6 protein-coding genes and 1 pseudogene are annotated in these 5,183 nt (G+C 62.2%); 3 read left to right on the forward strand and 4 right to left on the reverse strand.

The window, feature by feature from the left end; all coding sequences use genetic code 11:
- Positions 1-372: 372 nt before the first annotated feature.
- The 4 genes and pseudogenes from VIH17_12070 to VIH17_12085 form a co-directional block, all read right to left on the reverse strand.
- A complete protein-coding gene (locus VIH17_12070; protein ID HEY4683965.1) occupies positions 373-756 on the reverse strand; it encodes a hypothetical protein in 384 nt (127 codons plus the stop codon).
- A 90-nt stretch (positions 757-846) separates the two neighbouring features.
- Positions 847-1,212: pseudogene (locus VIH17_12075) on the reverse strand (redoxin domain-containing protein).
- 15 nt (positions 1,213-1,227) lie between these two features.
- Positions 1,228-1,494 (reverse strand): hypothetical protein, encoded by a 267-nt coding sequence (locus VIH17_12080; GenBank protein ID HEY4683966.1) that lies wholly within the window; start codon positions 1,492-1,494, stop codon positions 1,228-1,230.
- A gap of 24 nt (positions 1,495-1,518) precedes the next feature.
- Positions 1,519-2,148 carry a M50 family metallopeptidase gene (locus tag VIH17_12085; GenBank protein ID HEY4683967.1) on the reverse strand — a complete coding sequence of 210 codons (630 nt, stop codon included), beginning with the start codon at positions 2,146-2,148 and terminating at the stop codon, positions 1,519-1,521.
- Here VIH17_12085 and VIH17_12090 point away from each other — a divergent pair.
- From VIH17_12090 to VIH17_12100, 3 genes are all read left to right on the forward strand, one after another.
- On the forward strand, positions 2,136-3,857 hold the full coding sequence (locus VIH17_12090; GenBank protein ID HEY4683968.1) for a hypothetical protein: 1,722 nt from the start codon (positions 2,136-2,138) through the stop codon (positions 3,855-3,857). The two genes, VIH17_12085 and VIH17_12090, sit on opposite strands and share 13 nt — an antisense overlap.
- Positions 3,854-4,540 (forward strand): hypothetical protein, encoded by a 687-nt coding sequence (locus VIH17_12095; GenBank protein ID HEY4683969.1) that lies wholly within the window; start codon positions 3,854-3,856, stop codon positions 4,538-4,540. The genes VIH17_12090 and VIH17_12095 overlap by 4 nt, the downstream gene beginning before the upstream one ends.
- 2 nt (positions 4,541-4,542) lie before the next feature.
- Positions 4,543-5,183: hypothetical protein (locus tag VIH17_12100; protein HEY4683970.1), on the forward strand; the 641-nt coding region annotated here is incomplete at its 3' end.

Below are 5,183 nucleotides of genomic sequence, written 5' to 3' on the forward strand. Positions count from 1 at the left end.
GCTCCACCTTGCCATTGGTGGAAATGGTCGCCACCAGTTTGCCGCGCTGGACGGTGGCGACGCGAACCTGCGGGTCCGGGTCACGCCCGGCGATGGCCAGCCCAAGAAGGACTAGCGCGGCCAGGCCCGCCACCATCCACCTTGAACGTCGCCTCGCAAGCACCATGATGACCGTCCCAATCTTCCCTGCGGCTAAACCAAGCTATTCTAACAAAGCCCCGACAGCCCCGCCATGCCGGTGAGACGCCGGCGCTACGAAAACCTTCTGGCCGAGGCCGTAGCGCCGCCTTCCAGGCGGCCCTCAACCATGCCGGCGAAAGACAGGATCGTTCCGTGGATGCCGGCAACTCCCCAGTGATTGTGATGCGCGCATCAAAGGTCGAGTTGCGATAGAAGCCCGTCGAGGTTGGAATCGTCCACAAAGAGCTCGGCGGCTAGGGCGAGGGGTTCTTGCGCTTCATCGAAGCCGCGGAAGAGACGCAGCTTGGCCAGCGCGTACTCTTCCGTCCCGGTCATCCGCCGGCCAACGCCTTTTTCCCAGTTGCCCACGGCCTCTTGCCAAACATAGACGTGCAGGGGAAACGATGTTTTTCGGTCAGTGGAAACAAGGTAGGTGTACACGGTGACCCCATCGGAGCCGGACCCGGAAATTTTTTTCCGCGTTGTCTTTTCTACCTCGTAGAAACAATATTGATACGTTACCCCGCTCTCAGCGGAGTAACTTTTCACGCGGCGGTGAACTTCGGGCCTGGCCATCTTCGTTCAAAAGCGATTATTGGCCGCGTGTGCAAGCGTGTCAAGCCAGGCAGGAACCGGACGCGGAGCCGGACTCCAGCCCAACCCTCGCTATCCGGATTTCCTCGGGGGAGGAGGAGATTCCGCTTCGATCCGCCGGATGGCGCTGCGGATCATCTCATTGGTGGGTCGCTCGCGGAAATCGGTGCGGACAAATTTCCAGCGGACAATGCCGTTCGCGTCGATGATGTAAGCTCCCGGGTGCGGCCAGCCCCGGCCAGCCGGGTTCAGGATGCCAAAGCGATCAATCACCCGGTGACCCAAATCCTGCAAGATCGGGTAGTCCATGGGACCGGGATAGGCAGCCAGTTCTTCGGAAAGTTTTGCCCAGACCTCAGGTCCTTCCGGGCTGATGCCCAGGATTTGCACGCGGCGCTTCTCCGCCGGAGCAAGTAGCGATTTCAGCTGCCCGAGCTGATGCGCGCAGACCTGTCACCAGTGGCCGCGAAAGAAGACGAGGAGCACAATCTTCTTGCCGCGAAAATGAGAGAGCTGGACGGGACGCTTCTGATAGTCGAGCAGGACAAAGTCCGGGGCTGCATCGCCTACCCGGACGCGTTCGATATCAAAAGGATTGGTCGGGCTGCCGTCCAAGGGGCCGAGCATCTGAGCCAGGACCGGCGGGTGCATGGGCACCAGCCCCGATGATTTTATCGGGGCCAGGGCGGCGCACAGGAACAAAGCAAGATGGAAAGCCAAGGAAATCTCTCCGGGGGCGGCATTCTACCACCAATTCCCTGCTTCCCCGCAAGGCAGGCGGCATCGGCTTAACTGTCGCGCAAGAAATCGAGCCCGTGTTGGCCTCGTTCGGTGAGCAAGGCAACGCTGCGCACGATGCTCTGGCACGTAGTCCGTCTTCCGCGCCAGCCACCCGCGCAAGATCCGCCCCCCATCCATCGGATAGGCTGGAATCAAATTGAATAGAGCGAGATACAGATTTGCCCAAAGCAAGCTGGGCCAGAGGTCTTCTGTGTTGATGATGGGATGGACAAACGACCGGTCCGAACGGCTCACCACCAAGAAACCCAGAACCACGCCGGCGATCACAAGATTCACCGCCGGCCCGGCCAGCGCGATGGGAACTTCCTGGCGCGGTTCGGGCACGTCCTCGAGCGCGGCGATGCCGCCGAGGGGCAGCAGCGTGATGGAGCGCACCCGGACGCCGTACCGCTGGCTCACGAAGCTGTGGAGAACGTCGCCCGCCAACGCTTCCCACCGCACAACCTTTTTGAGGTACCATTGCATCCTCGAAGGCCAGGTGATAATTTTTTCGCGCTCGCTGATCCCGCAGACCGGGACGGTGAAGCCGCTGCTCGGAACAGGGAAGGTCCAACAGCTTGATGAAGCGGCCACACGGGTTGCTTCTCTGCGCCTTCACCCTCCTGTTGGTGGGATGCGGTGGATGCGGTGGAGGAGGATTCGTTCCGCCCAGGGTTCTTTCGGTCACCGTCGCGCCGGCCAATCCGCGCGTGGCGGTGAATCGCACACAACAGTTCACTGCCAATGTCACGGTCGAGGGGAATGCGAGCACATTGGTTAGTTGGAGCATTACGCCGGCCGGCATCGGCTCCATCAACACCATAACAGGTCTCTATACCGCGCCCGCTTTTGTGCCGGCACCGGCTACCGTCACCATCACCGCCACCAGCGTCGCCGATGGCACGAAGTCAGGCTCGACTGCCGCAACGATCACCATCAGCGTGGTGGTAACCCCGGCCACGCCCCAGATTCTCATCGGGACAAGCCAATCCTTCAGCGCGCTTGTCCAGGGGACGGCCATCCGAACGATTGACCACTGGACTGTGAACGGGATCACGGACGGGGACGCGGCGACGGTAGGCGCCATCACCCGCGGGAATCCGGCCACCTACACCGCCCCGTGTACGCCGCCGAGTGGCGGCAGCATCACCATTGGCGCCGTTCCAGTGGCCGACCCGACCGTCACCGGCTCAACCACCGCGTTCGTCAACACCCCCGCTCAGCTAATTGTCGTTACGCCCGCCACCGCCCTCCTTGCCACGGGTGCGACTAGAACCTTTTCCGCAAGCACCTCCGCCACGCCACCGAACTGCCTTCCCGGACCACCGGCCGAGCCCGCGCCAACAAACTGGTCGGTGACGGGTGGCGGGACGCTGGCCGCTGGGTGCACCGCCACAACCACCTGCGACTTCACCGCTCCTGGCTCTGTCCCTTTCAACAATGTCATCACCATAAAGGCGGCGTTTCCGACCGACGCCAGTCGCTTTGGCACGGCAACCGCTACCATTGACGGTCCGATCACAATCACAGTGGTTCGGCCAAGGAGCCGGACTTCTGGGCTGGCAGATACGATCATCACAGTGACCGTGAGCGGCAACAACATCGACTCCACAGCCAAACTCTTTCCGCCGCAGGCTCCACCGTGCAGCGGGCAGCCGCTTGCCAGCAGTTCTGCCTTCTCGGGCAACCCACCCGGTGTCACCGGCAACTTGCCTTTGAGCAGCCAGTCCGGCTCCGGCACGCTTAATCTGAGGGTCTGCAACAGCAGCAACGGCCAGAGCGCCATCGCCCCCTTTGTCCTTGTGGATGCGCTCCCGGCGGGGTCAACCGGGACGCCGGTGGCGGTGGCCGTCCCTGATTCGACCCCGGTGGCGGGAGTGGATGTGGTGGCGGTGGACGACGCCGCGGTAGGGGTTCCCAACGATCCGCCGTTGAATCAGATGGTCCTGGGAGTAGCTCCAGTGCCGCCAAACACGACGTGTCCGCTGAACACCTTGGTGTTCGGCCCCGTAACGGTCACCCGGCCTGCTGCCGGAGCAGTTCGGTTCATCCTTTGCGCTGGCGGCGATCGCCTCTCCGGACTGGATCCAGCTACAGCCGCGCTGTACACGGTTTCGCTGAGCGGGCCGAATCCGCCCGATATTCTGGTCACGAATCCTCCCGAGGCGCGTCCCGTTGGCAGCGGGGGACTTCAGACCATGTTAACCGTGCCTTCGGATGTCGCGCCGGGGCCACGCACCCTGGTCATTCGCGACACGCGCTCGAACCTGGCGGTTGCCGCCGGAGGAGTAATAGTCAAATGAAGAGTCAAAAAGTCGAAAAGTCTAAGAGTCGAAGAGTGAAACGGGCGACGGTTTCTCCCCTGCTTTGCGCGGTCGTCATCGCTTTGACTCTTTGTCTCTTCGACTCTTCGACCCTTGTGTTCGCCACTACCTTGCAGAAACTTTCGCTCGAAGAGATGACCCGCGCTTCCAATCGAATCGTTCAGGCAAAGTGCCTCTCCGTCGAAAGCCGAATGGAAGAAGGGCAGGTCTTTACCCTGGCGACGTTCGAGGTGACCCAGACGCTGGCCGGCGAGGAAACCACGCCCCGATCTCCCGAAGCCTTCGCCCCGACGGATCGGGGCAAGGGACGGGGTACGCGCACCGTCGTCGTTCGGCAACCCGGCGGCCGGGTGGGGAACCTTCACGCGGTGGTGCCCGGCGCACCGCTTCTGGCGCCGGGGGAAGAAGCGATTCTGTTTCTCGAACGCGACCCGAACGCTCGCGACGCCTTCATGGTGGTCGGTCTCTCGCAAGGCCACATGAGGATTTTGAAGGAGCCGGCGACGGGCCGCCGCCAGGTGCGGCAATCCACCCTGGGCGCCGGCATTTACGACCCGCAAACGAAAAGGGTGAGACCGGGGACGGCCCGGCAGATGCCGCTCGAAGAGTTCAACCGCGAGCTGCGGCGGACGCTTGAGCGGGTCCAGCCGCAGGGGAGATAGCCATGGCCAAGCGTCGCGCGCTTCTCGCCTCTTTGGCGCTGGTTCTGCTGCTTCGGGCAACCTCTCCTGGCCACGCTTTTGTTCCGATTTTGGTCAACCCGAACGCTCCCCCACCACTGCCCGCCAGCACTCCTCTCTGTCCGATCCCTATCCGGTGGAACCTCAGCCCTAGCTTCGGGCAGGTGCCGGTTTCGCTATACACCGGAACGGATTCCAGGACTCACGCCGGCAGCGTCTCAAGCAACATTCACTGCGCCGCCGGCAGCGGCCAACAATGCTTTTCTGCCGTGCAAAGCGTCGTTAACGAAAGCTTCGCCACCTGGGCGGGAATCGCCAACATCAATCCGAATGTGGACCCCCGCAAACCTCTCGGCGAGCCCAATGCCACGATTCCTTTGACACTCCCCGGAACGCAGGCAAACCTTTGCGACTTCAAGGTAAATGGGATTACCACGCTTTGCTTCAACCCCAGCGCGGCGATCAGCTTCCCCAATGGCGTGCTCGCGTTTACGGTCCCCGTTTTTTCGGGAGGCGCGGGCACGGTGATTTCCTCTGGTAGTTGCGCTGCCGGGGGTCGCTGCTCGGCGCAATTTGCCGGCGAGTTGGTGGATGCCGATATCATGTTCAGCCCAAGTTTCATTTA

It is taken from the genome of Candidatus Acidiferrales bacterium, assembly GCA_036514995.1.
Lineage (GTDB): Bacteria > Acidobacteriota > Terriglobia > Acidiferrales > DATBWB01 > DATBWB01.

Bases quoted from the DNA above. Each gene is read 5' to 3' on its own strand.
- VIH17_12070 (HEY4683965.1), bottom strand. From the start codon at position 756: ATGGCCAGGCCCGAAGTTCACCGCCGCGTGAAAAGTTACTCCGCTGAG.
- VIH17_12090 (HEY4683968.1), top strand. From the start codon at position 2,136: ATGAAGCGGCCACACGGGTTGCTTCTCTGCGCCTTCACCCTCCTGTTG.
- VIH17_12095 (HEY4683969.1), top strand. From the start codon at position 3,854: ATGAAGAGTCAAAAAGTCGAAAAGTCTAAGAGTCGAAGAGTGAAACGG.